The sequence below is a fragment of the Pseudovibrio sp. Ad46 genome (assembly GCF_001623065.1).
In the GTDB taxonomy this organism is placed as follows: domain Bacteria; phylum Pseudomonadota; class Alphaproteobacteria; order Rhizobiales; family Stappiaceae; genus Pseudovibrio.
In genome coordinates this window covers 335,898-351,708 of the sequence record NZ_LMCG01000005.1, presented here as the reverse complement: position 1 = coordinate 351,708, position 15,811 = coordinate 335,898, and the positions used below count along the sequence as shown (strand labels likewise).

15 protein-coding genes and 2 tRNA genes are annotated in these 15,811 nt (G+C 50.4%); 9 read left to right on the top strand and 8 right to left on the bottom strand.

Going from position 1 to position 15,811, the window contains the following annotated elements:
- Positions 1–252: 252 nt before the first annotated feature.
- From PsAD46_RS03180 to PsAD46_RS03160, 5 genes are all read right to left on the bottom strand, one after another.
- Positions 253–741 carry a fasciclin domain-containing protein gene (locus PsAD46_RS03180; protein WP_063299468.1) on the bottom strand — a complete coding sequence of 163 codons (489 nt, stop codon included), beginning with the start codon at positions 739–741 and terminating at the stop codon, positions 253–255.
- A 121-nt stretch (positions 742–862) separates the two neighbouring features.
- Positions 863–2,278, bottom strand: coding sequence for a deoxyribodipyrimidine photo-lyase (locus tag PsAD46_RS03175; protein WP_063294220.1), 1,416 nt, complete (start codon positions 2,276–2,278; stop codon positions 863–865).
- 259 nt (positions 2,279–2,537) lie between these two features.
- Positions 2,538–2,613: transfer RNA gene (locus PsAD46_RS03170), tRNA-Ala, on the bottom strand.
- A gap of 125 nt (positions 2,614–2,738) precedes the next feature.
- Positions 2,739–2,814: transfer RNA gene (locus tag PsAD46_RS03165), tRNA-Ala, on the bottom strand.
- 132 nt (positions 2,815–2,946) lie between these two features.
- On the bottom strand, positions 2,947–3,324 hold the full coding sequence (locus tag PsAD46_RS03160) for a TIGR02300 family protein (RefSeq protein WP_063286512.1): 378 nt from the start codon (positions 3,322–3,324) through the stop codon (positions 2,947–2,949).
- Between the two features lie 205 nt (positions 3,325–3,529).
- On the opposite strand from PsAD46_RS03160, the gene aroA reads away from it, so the two are divergent.
- From aroA to rpsA, 3 genes are all read left to right on the top strand, one after another.
- Positions 3,530–4,885 (top strand): 3-phosphoshikimate 1-carboxyvinyltransferase, encoded by a 1,356-nt coding sequence (gene aroA / locus PsAD46_RS03155; RefSeq protein WP_193757816.1) that lies wholly within the window; start codon positions 3,530–3,532, stop codon positions 4,883–4,885.
- On the top strand, positions 4,882–5,517 hold the full coding sequence (gene cmk / locus PsAD46_RS03150) for a (d)CMP kinase (RefSeq protein WP_063286511.1): 636 nt from the start codon (positions 4,882–4,884) through the stop codon (positions 5,515–5,517). Before aroA ends, cmk begins: the two co-directional genes overlap by 4 nt.
- Before the next feature lie 195 nt (positions 5,518–5,712).
- Complete coding sequence (gene rpsA / locus PsAD46_RS03145) at positions 5,713–7,410, top strand: 30S ribosomal protein S1 (protein ID WP_063286510.1); 1,698 nt, start codon at positions 5,713–5,715, stop codon at positions 7,408–7,410.
- A 162-nt stretch (positions 7,411–7,572) separates the two neighbouring features.
- On the opposite strand, the gene PsAD46_RS03140 is transcribed toward rpsA, so the two are convergent.
- Positions 7,573–8,775 (bottom strand): GNAT family N-acetyltransferase, encoded by a 1,203-nt coding sequence (locus PsAD46_RS03140; RefSeq protein WP_208981638.1) that lies wholly within the window; start codon positions 8,773–8,775, stop codon positions 7,573–7,575.
- Between the two features lie 445 nt (positions 8,776–9,220).
- On the opposite strand from PsAD46_RS03140, the gene PsAD46_RS03135 reads away from it, so the two are divergent.
- The 6 genes from PsAD46_RS03135 (at position 9,221) to PsAD46_RS03110 (ending at position 14,002) form a co-directional block, all read left to right on the top strand.
- On the top strand, positions 9,221–9,925 hold the full coding sequence (locus PsAD46_RS03135) for an SDR family oxidoreductase (protein ID WP_063306110.1): 705 nt from the start codon (positions 9,221–9,223) through the stop codon (positions 9,923–9,925).
- An 868-nt stretch (positions 9,926–10,793) separates the two neighbouring features.
- Positions 10,794–11,105, top strand: a complete 312-nt coding sequence (locus PsAD46_RS03130) for a chorismate mutase (RefSeq protein ID WP_057462717.1) — start codon at positions 10,794–10,796, stop codon at positions 11,103–11,105.
- A 222-nt stretch (positions 11,106–11,327) separates the two neighbouring features.
- Entirely contained in the window at positions 11,328–12,335 is a 1,008-nt protein-coding gene (sppA, locus tag PsAD46_RS03125; RefSeq protein ID WP_057462716.1) for a signal peptide peptidase SppA, read from the top strand.
- Complete coding sequence (locus PsAD46_RS03120; RefSeq protein WP_057462715.1) at positions 12,328–12,630, top strand: integration host factor subunit beta; 303 nt, start codon at positions 12,328–12,330, stop codon at positions 12,628–12,630. The genes sppA and PsAD46_RS03120 overlap by 8 nt, the downstream gene beginning before the upstream one ends.
- A gap of 135 nt (positions 12,631–12,765) precedes the next feature.
- Positions 12,766–12,996, top strand: coding sequence for a LapA family protein (locus tag PsAD46_RS03115; protein ID WP_063304296.1), 231 nt, complete (start codon positions 12,766–12,768; stop codon positions 12,994–12,996).
- Between the two features lie 43 nt (positions 12,997–13,039).
- Positions 13,040–14,002, top strand: coding sequence for an ornithine cyclodeaminase family protein (locus tag PsAD46_RS03110; RefSeq protein ID WP_063306109.1), 963 nt, complete (start codon positions 13,040–13,042; stop codon positions 14,000–14,002).
- Positions 14,003–14,103: 101 nt separating this feature from the next.
- Here the strand turns inward: PsAD46_RS03110 and PsAD46_RS03105 are convergent, their stop codons facing one another.
- Together PsAD46_RS03105 and PsAD46_RS03100 are read right to left on the bottom strand one after the other, a co-directional pair.
- Positions 14,104–14,742, bottom strand: coding sequence for a trimeric intracellular cation channel family protein (locus PsAD46_RS03105; protein WP_063294225.1), 639 nt, complete (start codon positions 14,740–14,742; stop codon positions 14,104–14,106).
- Between the two features lie 315 nt (positions 14,743–15,057).
- Positions 15,058–15,726: a hypothetical protein gene (locus tag PsAD46_RS03100; protein ID WP_063294226.1), complete on the bottom strand. Its 669-nt coding sequence runs from the start codon at positions 15,724–15,726 to the stop codon at positions 15,058–15,060.
- Positions 15,727–15,811: the final 85 nt, after the last annotated feature.

Sequence of the window (15,811 nt, the reverse complement as noted above, 5' to 3'; positions counted from 1 at the left end):
GATGAGCTGTCTTAATGCTTTAAGGCGCAGTTTTTCGAATGCGAAAGGCGCTCAAACTTATCCACAGGCGCACTGTGTGCAACTCACCGAATGCAATTTCTAATGCAAAAGTTTGCATGCTCGAAAAGATGAAATGTATTCGTTTCAATCAAATAGAGTCATCTAATCGCGTTTTGTGACAGCACTGAAGGCGCGAAACTTACGCTCCACGCCCCCAAGTTGAGCTTCTTCAGACTGAAGATATGCCCCAAACTAGTTGGAGGGTAGCAATACTGCATCGACCACATGGATAATTCCATTATCTGCAGGAATATCGGCGCTGATCACGTTTGCCTTGTCGACTGTCACACCTGACGATGTTTTTGAGACGGAAAGTGTCTTGTCTCCAGAACCCTTGATTGTCTTCACATGAATTGTCCGGCCTGGAAGGTCAGTGGACGCGAGCTTTCGTGGCAGGACATGATAGCTCAGGACCGCGATCAACTGATCCTTGTTCTCAGGCTTCAGCAACATTTCTACTGTTCCATCCGGAAGAGCAGCAAACGCTTCATCGGTCGGAGCAAAGACCGTCAGATTTTCACCGTTCGCTAATGCGCCGTCCAAACCAGCGGCCTGAGCTGCAGCGATAAGGGTGTTAAACTGCCCTGCCCCTTGAGCTACTTCTACAATAGTTCCTGCATTAGCACTCACTGATCCAGCAAGAACAAGCGAGCTTACAAAAGAAATCATAGATAAACGCATAGAACCCTCCACTCCCCAGAGATGTAAATCAGGGAATTACATTAGATTTGGCTGCGACATCCTGCCGCGCACAAGTTCTTATACTGACCGGAATTGAAGGCAGATCACTCTGATCTGAATTTTATTTTGTTTTCTCAAAAGCACGCAGCGCTTCATTTCGTGATTTTTTGAGGTCAACGATTGGCAACGGATACGTTTTTCCTAGGACAACGCCCGCATCTTGCAGGATGTCTTTGGGAGCTTCCCATGGTTTGTAGAGGTATTTGTCCGGCAGTTCTTTGAGCTCCGGGAGAAAGCGACGGGTGTAATCACCGTGGCCATCAAACTTCTCGCCCTGTAGCACGGGATTGAAGATACGGAAGTACGGGGCTGCATCTGCACCACAGCCAGCAATCCATTGCCAGCTTGCACAGTTGTTGGCGAGATCTGCATCCACCAGGCAATCCCAAAACCATGCCTCACCTGAGCGCCAATCCAGCAGCAGGTTCTTTACGAGGAACGAGCCGACGACCATCCGCAGGCGGTTATGCATATAACCGGTTTGCCACAACTCGCGCATACCTGCATCTACGATTGGGATACCCGTCTGCCCGTTTTGCCAAGCCAACAAGCGTTGGTCGTCAGAAACCCACTGAAAGCGATCGAATTTAGTATTGAGATTGTTTTGAGGAAGCGTTGGGTTATGGAACAGCAGGGAATAGGAGAACTCGCGCCAGCCTAACTCACTCCGGAAATGGTCAATGTCATGTGTCTCTTCGTGCATACTGAGCGCCCACCAGACTTGATTGGGCGAAATCTCTCCAAAATGCAGGTAAGGCGAAAGCCGTGAAGTATGCGTGAGAGCGGGAAAATTACGCCCCTCCTTGTAATTGGAGATGCCGTTTTCGAGAAACGAATAGAGCCTGTTTTGCGCCGCCTGCTCTCCATGCTCCCAACAGTTACTCAGTCGCACTGACCATGGACAGTTGTCGATCAGTCCCAGTTCATCAAGAGACAGCGCTCCATTTGTACTCACCTGATGTAACCGCATGGGTTCAGGGGTAGGTAAGGGCTTACGCGGCTCAGCCGCTTGCAGACAGCCTTTACGATAAAACGGAGTGAAGACTTTATATGGGTCACCATCTGGCTTTGCCACTTGCCATGGTTCCCAAAGAAGCGAACCGTTGAAGCTCTTAGCAGTTACGCCAATCTCTTCCAGATCAGACTTCAGCTGTGCATCATGTTCTATGCGCCAGGGCTCGTAGCATCTGTTCCAGAAAACGCCCGTCCCTTCCGTCTCCTGAAGAAGGTTCTTGATAATGACAGATGGGTCACCGCGCATTATCAACAGCTGCCCCTTCAAGCTTTTATTGAGAGCTTTTAAAGAATGGTGCAGCCAGTTCTGCGTCGCTCCACCATGTTCGCGCGCACCTTTTTCACCGTCACTCAGGATGTAGAGTGGAATAACCGCGCCGGCCTCGCAGGCCGCAGTCAGAGCAGGATTATCACTCAAACGAAGATCCTGACGGAACCAATGGATAACAACGGGTGCAGTCATCGACAGCCTCTGCTCAAAAGAACCAGTTGCGGCAGATGTATAGCAATTTCCTTGCGTATCAATGGCGATAGAGCTTCAATTCTCATAGTGCGCAAACCGTCACTACCGCGAGATTGGCTCGATTTGTCAAACACGTTCCAAAACGACGTGAAGTCAGCCAAAAACGATGAGAGGACGATCAGGTATAATCTAAAAGCATTGTTGGGAGCTTTTTTGAAAGAGCCGGATATTCTTAGCTGAATTTTTGGCAAAAGGATTTTGGTGGAGCCTAGGAGGATCGAACTCCTGACCTCTTCGCTGCCAGCGAAGCGCTCTCCCAGCTGAGCTAAGGCCCCATACCATGCAGCATTTAAAACGGGCTTGGGTTGCCCTGCTGCGTAGTCTTTAAGGAAGGTATACATTTCTTGCGAAATGCCAGACATTCTTCGCAGAACATCAGACATTTTTTGCAAAATGTCTTTGGTGGAGCCTAGGAGGATCGAACTCCTGACCTCTTCGCTGCCAGCGAAGCGCTCTCCCAGCTGAGCTAAGGCCCCATCATTTCTTCCTTAGGCACTGAAACTTCAATGAAGTTTGTGTGCCGATGGAGGCGGAACATAGATGGGCCGCCCCCACATTTCAAGAGAATACTCTCTTAACAGCCTGCAGTTTCACAAGCTGTGGAAATTTTAGACTTCGTCGTCGTCGCGAGCCACAACGATGCCTGGTACGGCAGCGTCTTCATCATCTTCATCGTCGAGGAACACATCGGAGTCATCACCACTGATATCATCAGTGATAGTTTCATCTTCCAGCTCAGGAATATCTTCACCAGATGCTTCAGCGTCTGCTTCTTCCAGAGAAACCAGTTCTGCATCGTCTTTGACCAATGCTTCCTTAGCTTCTTCTTTCTGAACAGCTTTTACAGCCTTGGCTGTTTTTGCTGTCATGCCCAGATCAAACATGTCGCCGCACTTAGGACAGATGATCGGGTCACGTTTCAAATCGTAGTATTTAGCGCCACACGCCGCGCACAGGCGCTTGGTTCCGAGTTCCGGTCTTGCCACGGTTCTCACCTTTGTTTGTATCTCGTTGACGGCCCCCTTAGCCTCAGGTTGGCCATCATGTCAAAGATAAATCTTAGAAATCTACCCGAAGTCGTACATTCACTGCTGAAATTTCGCAATAGTTCAATGCGCCCTAGGGTGACTGTCTTTTTCTTCCGTGCTAGGAGGAACTAGTTTTTTAAGTCTCGCAACCCCGGAAATGAACATGTCCCATAATTCGTCACCGCAAATTGTGACCGCTCACAGCGGCTCTCCGCTCAATGGTCAAATCAAAGTTCCAGGTGACAAGTCTATCTCCCATCGTTCTCTGATGTTTGGCGCATTGGCGCTTGGCAAAACCACCATCTCTGGCCTTCTCGAATCAGAAGATGTGATTGGCACAGCAAATGCTATGAATGCGGTTGGTGCCAAGTGTGTTCGTCAGGAAGATGACACATGGACGGTTGAGGGTGTTGGACTGGGTAGCTTGCTTGAGCCGGAAGCTCCAATTGACTTTGGAAACGCGGGTACAGGCGTACGTCTGGCAATGGGTATTTTTGCGAGCCACCCGATTGCCGTCACCATGACTGGCGATGCCTCGCTGTCTGGACGCCCAATGGGCCGCGTCCTTAACCCGTTGCGTGAGATGGGTGTTCAGGTTGTTGCGCGTAACGGCGACCGTCTGCCAGCCTCTATCCGCGGCAGTGACACACCAATTCCAATCACTTACCGCGTGCCAATGGCATCTGCGCAGGTGAAATCCGCTGTGTTGCTGGCTGGTTTGAATACCGCTGGTACAACAACTGTTATCGAACCTGTTGCGACACGTGACCATACAGAGAAAATGCTGGTTGGTTTTGGCGCAGACCTGAAGGTTGAAGTGAACGAGAGCGGTGAGCGTATCATCACGCTGCAAGGCCAACCGAAGCTGCAGCCTCAGGATATTACGGTTCCTGGTGACCCGTCTTCAGCTGCCTTCCCGATTGTTGCTGCCCTGATCACACCGGGTTCTGATCTCACCGTTGAAGGTGTGCTTTTGAATGAGCTTCGCATTGGACTTATTACTAGTCTGCTTGAAATGGGCGCAGACATTACCATCTCGAATGAACGGGAAAGCGGCGGAGAAAAGATTGGCGATATTCACGCCAAGTATTCGCGATTAAAGGGTATTACGGTTCCAGCGGACCGAGCACCTTCCATGATTGATGAATATCCAATTCTTTCTGTTGCTGCTGCTTTTGCTCAAGGTGACACTGTCATGCTTGGTCTTGAAGAACTGCGTGTCAAAGAGTCAGACCGCCTGGCTGCTGTTGCACGTGGTTTGGAAGCAAACGGTATTCCGTGCGTTGAAAAACAGGACAGTCTGACTGTTACTGGTGGGGCAAACAATATTGGCGGTGGCACTGTTACAACACATCTGGATCACCGGATCGCAATGAGCTTCCTTATTCTGGGGCTCGCTGCACACAAGCCGGTTCAGGTCGATGATGCAGCGCCAATCGCGACAAGCTTCCCAACCTTCCTCTCCATGTTTGGTGAGCTGGGTGGCAAGCTTGAAAATAAAAATGAGGAAGCTGCATGATTATTGCTCTGGATGGACCAGCGGCATCTGGCAAGGGAACGCTCGCACGCCAGCTCGCTGCGCATTTTGGACTCCGCCATCTGGATACTGGTTTGACGTATCGTGCTGTCGCCGCTGCGCTGCTTGCGCGCGGCCTGCCACTTGGTGATGAAAACGTTGCAATCTCTGTCGCCCAGAACCTTGATCTGGGTAATTTGGATCGCAATCAGCTCTCTTCCCATGAAATTGGTGAGGCGGCCTCTCGCATTGCGGTTCTTTCTGGCTTGCGCGAGGAACTGGTGAGCCTTCAGCGTGCGTTTGCTGAGCAAGAGCCGGGCGCAGTCTTGGATGGCCGTGATATCGGGACTGTTGTATGCCCGGACGCGACCGCGAAACTGTTCATTACCGCCTCTCCGGCAGCCCGTGCAAAGCGCCGAACAGACGAGTTGAACGGCAAGGGAATTCCAGCAGATTTTAATGAAATCTTAGTGGATCTGGAGCGTCGCGACGAGCGCGATAGCACCAGAAAAGACTCTCCATTAAAACCCGCTGAAAATGCACACTTGCTTGATACGACAGAAATGGATATAGACTCCGCATTTCGTGCGGCTGTGGATATCGTCGAACGCGCCCGGAATTCAGCTGTTTCATAACAGCCTTCGGAGTTCGCGTTTGTTATATCAAGCGACTGTTACGATACCGAATTTGGACAAGTGTGACCGCTTTCGCCGGCCCACTTACTTGTAAGTGGTTGTTTTTCAACGCGAGTTGAAAACCGGGAGCCCTTGTCCTTTAGTGTTAACACAAACCCGCCGGCGAGCGCCATTCTTATGGCATCAGGAGATTTTATGGAAAATCAAAACTTTGCTGCTGAAGATTTTGCAGCTCTGTTGGAAGAATCCTTTGCGACTTCCGACCTTTTTGAAGGCACCGTTGTAAAAGGCATCGTTGTTGCTATCGAAAAAGACCTCGCAGTCATCGACGTAGGTCTTAAGGTTGAAGGTCGCGTTCCTATGAAGGAATTCGGCGCTAAAGGCCGTGACGGCGAAATGGCCGTTGGCGATGAAGTAGAAGTTTACCTTGAGCGCGTTGAAAACGCGATGGGTGAAGCTGTTCTGTCCCGCGACAAAGCTCGCCGCGAAGAAAGCTGGGTTCGCCTTGAAGTTGCTTTCGAAGCTGGTGAAAAAGTTACTGGTCAGATCTTCAACCAGGTTAAAGGTGGCTTCACCGTTGATCTGGACGGCGCAGTAGCATTCCTGCCACGCTCTCAGGTAGACATCCGTCCAGTACGCGACGTTACTCCTCTGATGCACACTCCACAGCCTTTCCAGATCCTGAAAATGGACAAGCGCCGTGGCAACATCGTTGTATCTCGTCGTACTGTTCTGGAAGAAACACGCGCTGAACAGCGTTCTGAACTCGTTCAGAGCCTGGAAGAAGGTCAGACCGTTGAGGGTGTTGTTAAGAACATCACCGACTACGGTGCATTCGTTGACCTTGGTGGCATCGATGGCCTCCTGCACGTTACCGACATTGCATGGCGTCGTATCAACCACCCAAGCGAAGTTCTGACAATCGGTCAGACCGTGAAGGTGCAGATCGTTCGTGTGAACCAGGAAACACACCGCATCAGCCTCGGCATGAAGCAGCTGGAAACCGATCCATGGGATGGCATCGAAGCCAAATACCCACTGGATTCCAAGTTCTCCGGTCGTGTTACCAACATCACCGACTACGGTGCATTCGTAGAACTGGAGCCAGGCATCGAAGGCCTGATCCACGTCTCCGAAATGTCCTGGACCAAAAAGAACGTACACCCAGGCAAAATCGTTTCTACTTCCCAGGAAGTTGAAGTGGTTATCCTTGAAGTGGACGCTTCCAAACGCCGTATCTCCCTGGGCCTCAAGCAGACTCTGCAGAACCCATGGGATGCATTCGCACAGCAGTACCCACTTAACGCCACCGTAGAAGGTGAAGTTAAGAACAAGACCGAATTCGGTCTGTTCATCGGTCTTGAAGGCGATGTTGACGGCATGGTTCACCTGTCCGATCTGGACTGGAACCGTCCGGGCGAGCAGGTCATCGAAGAGTACAAAAAGGGCGACGTTGTTAAAGCAGTCGTTCTTGACGTTGACGTTGAGAAAGAGCGTATCTCTCTCGGCATCAAACAGCTCGACGCTGATCCGTTTGAATCCGCTGGCGATGTTGTTCGTAAGGGCGCAATCGTTAAGTGTGAAGTGACTGAAATCAAAGACGGTGGCCTCGACGTTAAACTCGTAGACGGCGACCTCTCTGCATTCATCCGTCGCGCTGACTTGTCCCGTGAACGTGGTGAGCAGGATCCTACCCGCTTCAACGTTGGCGATGTGATCGAAGCTCGTATCACTCAGTTCGACAAGAAGACCCGCCGCGTTGGTGTATCCATCAAAGCACTTGAAATCGCTGAAGAAAAAGAAGCGGTTGCACAGTACGGTTCTTCTGACGCTTCCTCTTCTCTCGGCGACATCCTCGCTGCAGCTATGAAGAAGCAGAACGACGACGAATAAGATCTAGCAATAGATTTTGCGAGAAAGCCCGCTCATTTGAGCGGGCTTTTTTGTTGCGTTGATGAGTGCGTTCATTTGCGTTGTTTCGCATTCTTTTGCGCGCTTATGTTTGAAAAGAGCTTTGGAGCGTCCTGTTTCAGGGAGTTCTCCCTCTCGGCAGAGTTAGCCCCTGATCTTCTTCAGGGAGCTCATCAGGAGTGCTCTCGGACCTTTTGGCATTGCGAGTACGATGCGCTTTGCTAAGGGCCGCAGGTTCTTGAGCCAGAGGCTGGCATAGAGCTGTCCTTTGAAGGAGAGCGGGCTGACGGCATCAAAGACGCTGGCGACCTGTGAGGTCCATGTCATCTTGTAGCGCGAGGCTGGTTTCAGGAAATCGATCTTATCGATCCCAAGCGCAAAACACGCCTCGATGACGTCCATCTGGTGAAGTTTACCGGGACTGGATTGTTCGTAGTCCGGGTTCCAATCGGCCATGTAAGCGGAATAGCAGCCTTCGAACAGGAAACCCCATTCGGTAGAGATTGGCAGATCACCATGCTTCAACTCGAAAGCGATGAGTTCGCAGCCTTTGGCCGTGCCCTTGCTTAATGAGAAAAGGACGTTCTGCAAGCCATCGCCTTCCAGAGCGCGCGATGAGTAACCCATGGCTTCGACCCAGTTCTCACGCCCGTTTAGGGTGCGTAGAAGCATGGTTTCGAGTTCCGGGTCTTCCTGCCGGATCACGCGGTGCGAAAGGCCTGCTGATTTGTGGAGACGGTTGCGCTGGTTGCGGATGGTTTTGCGGGAACGGGCGGAGATGGACTTCAGATAGTCCTCAAAACTATCCCACTGACTCAGATCCAGCCATGGAGCGCCATCAGCTTCTCCGACCTCGGTAAAATGAGTGCTGGCATACTCATAGAGTGCACCGCCCTCTCTGATCTGGCGGAGGTGGATAACATCTGCGCCAGCCTTTTGAAGGTGGGGCTTCAAGTAATCCAACACGGCAGCAGGGTTATAGCCGGGAGTAAGCAGCATCTCTGAGTACTGCTGAAAAGGCTCTCCTAAACCAGTCAGCGCTTTCAGGGACTTTTGCTTTTCAATGCGCAACGGCAGAACCGCGATCAGGCTTTGCTGGTCGTAGACAGCGAAGATTTTGGCTGATTGGACCGATGCAGGATTTTCAAGCATCGCCATGGTCCAGGCATAGCTTTGAAAGACCGGATTGCCTTTGGAGGCCTGCTCCAGCTGGTGCCATTGCTGCTGGAGTTCAGCTACTTCAACAGCAGACTGCAACACGCGCACAGACGGGTTTTGAAGTGCTTTTGTTGCAGAGCCCTGCTGCACAGAGGCGAGCTCGTTTGATGTGATAACATCTGCCTGCAACAAACTTCTCCCTTATCGATGCATAAAATGACTTTGACTAAAGCAGTTTGCGTATCTTTGTCCGAAAATCGACGTCTACTTTTCGGCGATATGCTTTAAATGACTGAATCTCGTGGCTCTCGCCCTAGAGCACGTCGCGTTCATTCGCATTCACACACCATGCTCTAAAATCTTTGTTAGAACGAATTCTGATCGTTTGATTGAATCCAATCAAACGGAACACGCTCTAACACCTGATTTTTATACATAGTTATTTTCAACCAGTTAAAAGTAGAAGTATTTTATTGAAATCTGAGCATTTGAATTTCTCACATTTCCGTTAGGGCCCTCAGTTCTAGAAATATTGTCTCCTCCGCATGGTTTCTCTCAGGGTGATGACAAATCGTCACTTGATTTATTGCCCAGCAGAAAATGGAATAGTCCTGATTTAATTCAGGAGGGTTTCATGAGTGATTTGAAAGTTGCGCTGATTGTTGCTGGTGGCAGTGGTATGGGTGCTGCTGCTGCACGTAAGCTGGCAGGGGACGGTTATAAAGTCGCCATCCTCTCTTCCTCTGGCAAAGGCGAGAAGCTGGCTGAGGAACTTGGTGGTGTCGGTGTGACTGGCTCCAACCTTGAAACTGCGGACCTCCAGCGTCTTGTTGATGTTGCGATGGACAAGTGGGGCCGTATTGATACGGTTGTCAGCAGTGCTGGCCATGGGCCTAAAGGGCCGGTCCTTGAGCTCACCGATGAAGATTGGGCGAGAGGGATGGACTTCTATCTCATGAACGTGGTGCGTATCACTCGCATCGTTACCCCAATCATGGAAGCTCAGGGCAAAGGCAGCTTCGTCAATATTTCCACCTATGCCTTGTTTGAACCTGAGGAGCTTTTCCCGACTTCCGGCGTGTTCAGAGCTGGCCTTGCTGCTTTTACCAAGTTGTTCGCAGACAAGTATGCTTCCTCAAACATTCGCATGAACAACGTGCTGCCGGGCTTTATTGACAGCTTGCCAGAGAAGGAAGAGCGCCGGGGTCGTATTCCAATGGGGCGTTATGGCACCTCGCAGGAAGTGGCTGATCTGATTGCTTTCCTTTCCGGAGACACCTCCAGCTACATGACCGGACAAAATATCCGCATTGATGGCGGAATTACGCGCTCAATTTAGGCTGGACAATTTTGCGAAGGCATCTGTCGCAATTTGCGGGATGCCATTCTCTCTCGATTAATCGGAGAGATCTTAAACCTGTACGATCAGAAAGGGGCGGAAACGCCCCTTTTTTAACGCCACAACTCCTCCTCACCAGAAAGAAACAAAGCAAATTGTGTGATATGGAGCATTTACATGTGCTCAATTTTAATTAATGTAAATATTAATTCACTTTAATCAAAATAAACATAATAGATAAGCAATAGTAAATTGATGATAAGTTTTGATAACAACTTTTAATTTGCTATACACCACCTAGGATAGAGTCACTTTTTGAAATTTTCTATTTCTGATTTCTATTTATCTTCAAGTAACATCTGTATATTACTTTACATGGCGAGCAAGAGAGTATCCCATTCTCTCAAACTCCACTGTGCTGTTTGTCTTGAAACATCGTTGAGGCCAATAACAAAAATAAGGTCCGGCAGCTTCAAGACTTCGGAATGCCCTAGCGGTCCGCCCGAAACCGCAGGGCTAACTGGAAACCCGTTTTACGCCGTCCTTGCAGCAATCGGCTTTGGGTTTCCAACAGCGCGCGGTGAACTATGCCCCTAGTTCTCGCGTCAAGAATTAAGATCACTGAACCTATCGGTTTTCAGAGCAATCGATAAAACAGTGGCCCAAAAAAGACGAAAAGTCCAACTGGCCCCATGGCCATACAGATCCCGTTCCGTTCTCAGCTCCCCCCCACCTCCTGATGAACGGAACGGATTTTTTATGCGATAAACATATGCTAGTTGCGACCATGCATTTATTTCGGGTATGACATTTCAAAAGGTGGCACTCCCCAGCCACGTCATTCAATCCGATAGGCAGCAAAAAACTAATGAAGAACTCTGCTAGCGAATGTCACGATATGACTCAGATCCGCGCAGAAATTGATCGTCTGGATTCCGAGCTGATTTCCCTGTTTGCAGAGCGCTGGACTTACATCACACGCGCCGCTGAAATCAAAAAACCAATTGGCCTGTCTGCCCGCATTGAAAGCCGGGTTGAGGAAGTTGCCAGCAACGTAAAAGCCCATGCCCGCGCGCATGGCCTGAATGCGCAGACCTATGAGACCATGTGGCGCGCACTGATGGAAAGTGCGATTACGCACGAAGAAGACCTTATGGAAGCAGAGGAAAACGCAAAATAACATAGTATCGCCATTTTCTCTGGCATCTTAGTCGACTAGCATTACAACCAGAAATTTTCGGAGAATTAAGAGCCTACTTCCCCAAATTAACCGTTTGGCAGGGACAAAGCTTAATTTATGGTCGTGTTTTTACCGTCTGCAGAGAAAGAACACTTGGCTTATTCAAAAGCTTAGGTATTGTTTCCCTATAGTCGCTTAAATGAGTTTGACCGGGAAGACCCCATGAGTCTAGACAGTGACGTTCTTATTGATCGCAGACGCCTGAGACGTAAAGTTTCGTTCTGGCGCGTCGTTAGTTTTTTAGCACTTGCAGCTTTGCTGTTGTGGGGAGGCGCTGAGGCAACTGGCCTTGGTGAGCTTGCCCGTTCTGAAAAGCATATTGCTCGCATCGAAATCAACGGACCGATCACCTATGATCGCCGCCAGTTGGAGATGCTTGAAGCAATCGCAAAAGATGACACCGTGCAAGGTGTCATCGTCTCCATTAATTCTCCAGGTGGCACCACTTCCGGTGGTGAAGCGCTTTACAATGCGCTGCGCAAGATTGCTGAGAAGAAGCCTTTGACAGCGTCCATCACGACGCTTGGCGCTTCGGCTGCTTATCTTTCCGCAATTGCCAGTGATCACCTTGTTGCTCAATACACCTCTTTGACCGGATCTATCGGTGTTCTCTTCCAGTATGGCAATGCAAAAGGGTTGCTCGAGAAGATTGGCGTTGAAATGGATGCGATTAAAAGCGCACCATTGAAAGCTGAGCCAAACTTTTACGAGCCAGCCACGCCTGAAGTGAAGGAAACTTTGCAGGAACTGATTGACGATACCTATATGTGGTTCGTTGGACTTGTTGCAGAACGCAGAGGCCTTTCTAAAGAGCGTGCACTTCAGCTGGCGAACGGTCAGGTTTACACCGGGCACCAGGCAAAAGACCTTGAACTGATCGATGAGATTGGTGGCGAGCAGGCCGCGCATCAGTGGCTTATTGACGAAAAAGGACTTTCCAGTGATTTGGAAATAATCGACTGGAAACCAGAATCAGACGAGCGGTCACTCCCGTTCCCTGCAAATTTATTAGGCTTTTTGGGTAGTGAGAACCAGAATTTGGTCATCTCACTTCTCAAAACAGCAAAAAGTGTCGTAGATTCAAGCCTACCGCTTGACGGTCTCGTGTCTGTTTGGCAGGCTCCGGATGCGGCAACAGTCTCAGCACTTGGGGGGGCAAAGCATGATTAAATCGGAATTAGTACAGACTATTGCGGAGCGTAATCCGCATCTCTATCAACGCGATGTAGAGAATATCGTAAACGCCATTCTTGATGAAGTTACTGAAGCGCTGATGCGCGGTGACCGCGTCGAGCTGCGTGGCTTTGGTGCGTTCTCAGTGAAGAACCGCCCGGCACGCGTTGGACGCAATCCAAGAACTGGCCAAAAAGTTGAAGTTGGCGAAAAGTTCGTTCCGTTCTTCAAAACCGGCAAAGAAATGCGCGAACGACTGAACGACGGTACGGATCACGGCGAAGACGACTGATCCTGGAGTAATACATTGGCTCGTTTCCTTCGGAATTTGCTGCTTATACCTATAGCAGCTCTACTTGTTGTACTTGCGGTTGCGAACCGGCATTCCACGCTGATTTCGCTTAACCCCTTTAACCCAGAGGACCCGATGTTGACGTTCAACATCCCGGTTTTCTGGTTGCTGTTTGGCGCTGTTGGACTGGGCGTGATGCTTGGCGGAGTGGCGACCTGGATGCGACAAGGACGGTTTCGTAAAGAGGCTCGTGTTCAACGACGCGAAGCGAACCAACTTAAACATGAAGCGGATTCACTGCGTAAGGTGGCACAGGGTGACATTGCACCCGGCCTGCCTGCACCAGACCATAAAAAAGCAGCCTAACCGCTTTATTACTCTGCCCTGACGTTTAACACGGGGATTGCGAATGCGGATCATCACAGCTCAGGACATTGAGGGGGTGATGAGCTTTCGCGATCTTCTTGAGACGCTGAGACGTGCATTTCGTGTTGGTGTGGTGGCCCCTTCCCCGCACACACAAAGAATTGCACGTCCAACCGGCCTTGATGACGGCTCTCTCACCATCTCTTCTGCATGGCATGACTTTGCGGCTCAAGACACTGTTGAGCGCGGGTTTATTGGCACGCGTCTGGAAAGTTGTCTTCCCACATCACTGGAGCATGACGCACCGGCTGTTGCTGGCGTGTATCTTTTGCAGTCTGGCAAAACGGGGACGCCGCTTGCACTTCTGGATGGCAGAGCGCTCGTCAATTGGCGCACAGCTGCAACATCCGCGCTGGCCTCCTCTTATCTTTCGCGCGAAGACTCTTCCCGTTTGCTGATGGTGGGTGCTGGAAACCTTGCACCTTATCTGATTGATGCGCATGCTTCTGTCCGCCCCATCAAGGAGGTTCTGGTCTGGAACCGAAGCCCTGCTGCAGCTCAGCAGTTGGTGGAGCAAATGCGGGGGCAGCCTTTTAAAGTTTCAGCGACAACGGATCTGGGCGGCGCTGTCAGAGGCGCAGATATTGTGTGCTGTGCGACGAGTGCGAACACGCCGATCATTCAAGGGGAATGGCTACAAGAGGGAACGCATCTGGATCTGGTTGGCTCCATGCATGCTGATCAGCGTGAGTGCGATGATACGGTTATCTCACAGGCGCGGTTGTTTCTGGACAGCTATGACAACACACCAACAACCGCTGGTGATCTCAAAGAGCCGCTCGCCGATGGCGTTCTGAACTTGCAGGACATTGCGTCTGATCTGGCGGAGTTGTGTCAGGGTGACCGGGCAGGACGGCGCTTTTACGAGCAAATCACGCTTTTCAAATCAACAGGCACGGCTCTGGCTGATCTTGCCGTTGCCGGACACGTTTATTTGCGCGTTTAGAGCGTTTTGCGTGCAGGCACGTAGCTCTAGTTCTTTATTGCGTGCGTAGTCTTGTCCGCAAATCAGAGCCGTTTTTCGGGAACACGCTCCAGCTGAGGACCTTAGTCCAGCTCATCCATGTCTTTTTTCTTCGGTGGTGTGTAGCTGGGCAGGTGCCAGTCTTTTGCGATTGCACCACCGCGCAGAACCATGGCCATGGCAAAGCCAAGGGCAGCCGCAAGGTTGCTTTGTCCGCTTGCCATGAGCGTGACGGAGTAAGTGATCGCACCAGCAAACGCAGCTGCCAGATAGATCTCTCTTTGCAGTAAGGCAGAGGGCTGGCCAGCAATGATATCGCGCAGGATTCCGCCAAATGTTGCCGATGCGACCCCCATCAGCACGGCTACCGCAGCGTTGTCACCAAGCGAGATCGCTTTCGCAGCGCCCATGACTGAGTAAGATGCGACCCCAACAGCATCCAGCCAGCGTAGCGGACGGCCCCATGCTTCAACCTTATGCGCGTAAAACCACATGATGACAGAGACGATGAGGCAGACATAGAGGTAGCTCTCGTTCTCAACCCAGAACACTGGCACATCAAGAAGAGTGTCACGCAGAGTCCCGCCACCAATTCCGGTCAGCGAGCAAAAGAACAAAAAAGCGATAAAATCCTGACGCAGACGTGCAGCCACCAAACCGCCAGTCACGGCGAAAACGGCCACTCCCAAAAAGTCCAGATACTGCCAGATCTCAGATTGCATCTACGTCATGCCCGCAAATTCGTTGGTTTCAAGTCTGGTGGTTTTAGCCAGCCATCTTAAAAAAGCAACCGGAGAACTACACTACTTCATTTGTGAGATTTAAATAGCCTTAGATCCTGTGAAGGGTTTGGGGACAGCGCCAAGAACTTCAAATCAGCCCTGCGTTTCTTGCAGAGCTTCTGGCATCCCCGCAACAAAAAACGGAGGCCGGATAGTGACCTCCGCTTTGAATTTATTTGGGAAACCCTCATTCAAGGATGATCCGGGCCAGGCCCTCCAGTTAAGCCAATCTAGACTGGCACAGCACAAAAGCGGTTACCTCGGTGATACTGGAACTTGAAAGCTATCAAGCAAATTTTCAACGGGAGTCATCAAGCTTGAAGGATCATCTGGAAACAGATCTTTATCACCAGTAGCACTGTACACGACCTCTCCACGCAACCACTGGCACTGTAGCTTTCCAAAAAGAGGTTTACACAGTTTGGCGGGCCCAAGGGCATTTATACTAAACTGAAAATACAGAGCTCTTCCGATAGTGATTGTTTTTTGCCGGCTCTCATATAGAGGTGTCATATCAGGGAAAGAGACACGCACCTGAAAGAGATCACCTCCCGGACGGATACTTCCTCGGGATGGCGCGTATTGCCATGGGATTTCATATCTGGCTTTACCTATCCAATAAACCTGCTGAAAATCTGTTTCAACTCGAGGCAGAAATGGAGAAAGAGCTGCTAAGGCAAGTATCAAAAGCCCGCACTTATAGATGAAAGGTGCAAATGGCCGCCGCCATAACCAGATGGCGAACAATAAAACTGCAGCAAGAATTGGGATAAACACTGCATTTTGGCGCGGATAGAACAGTTTATCGCCGCGAGCCTGCATCGGAAAATAGGCTTCTATAACAACGTGATCTACAAATACCGGAGCTAGCCACAACACAGCAGCGATAGCTGCTAACCAGAAAAAGGCAGGCCATTTCCACATAGATCACCAAAGATAAATATACATTCAACTACAACTATTTACATGCATCTTCGAAGCCCGATCAGATTGCAAGCAAGCCTTGCTT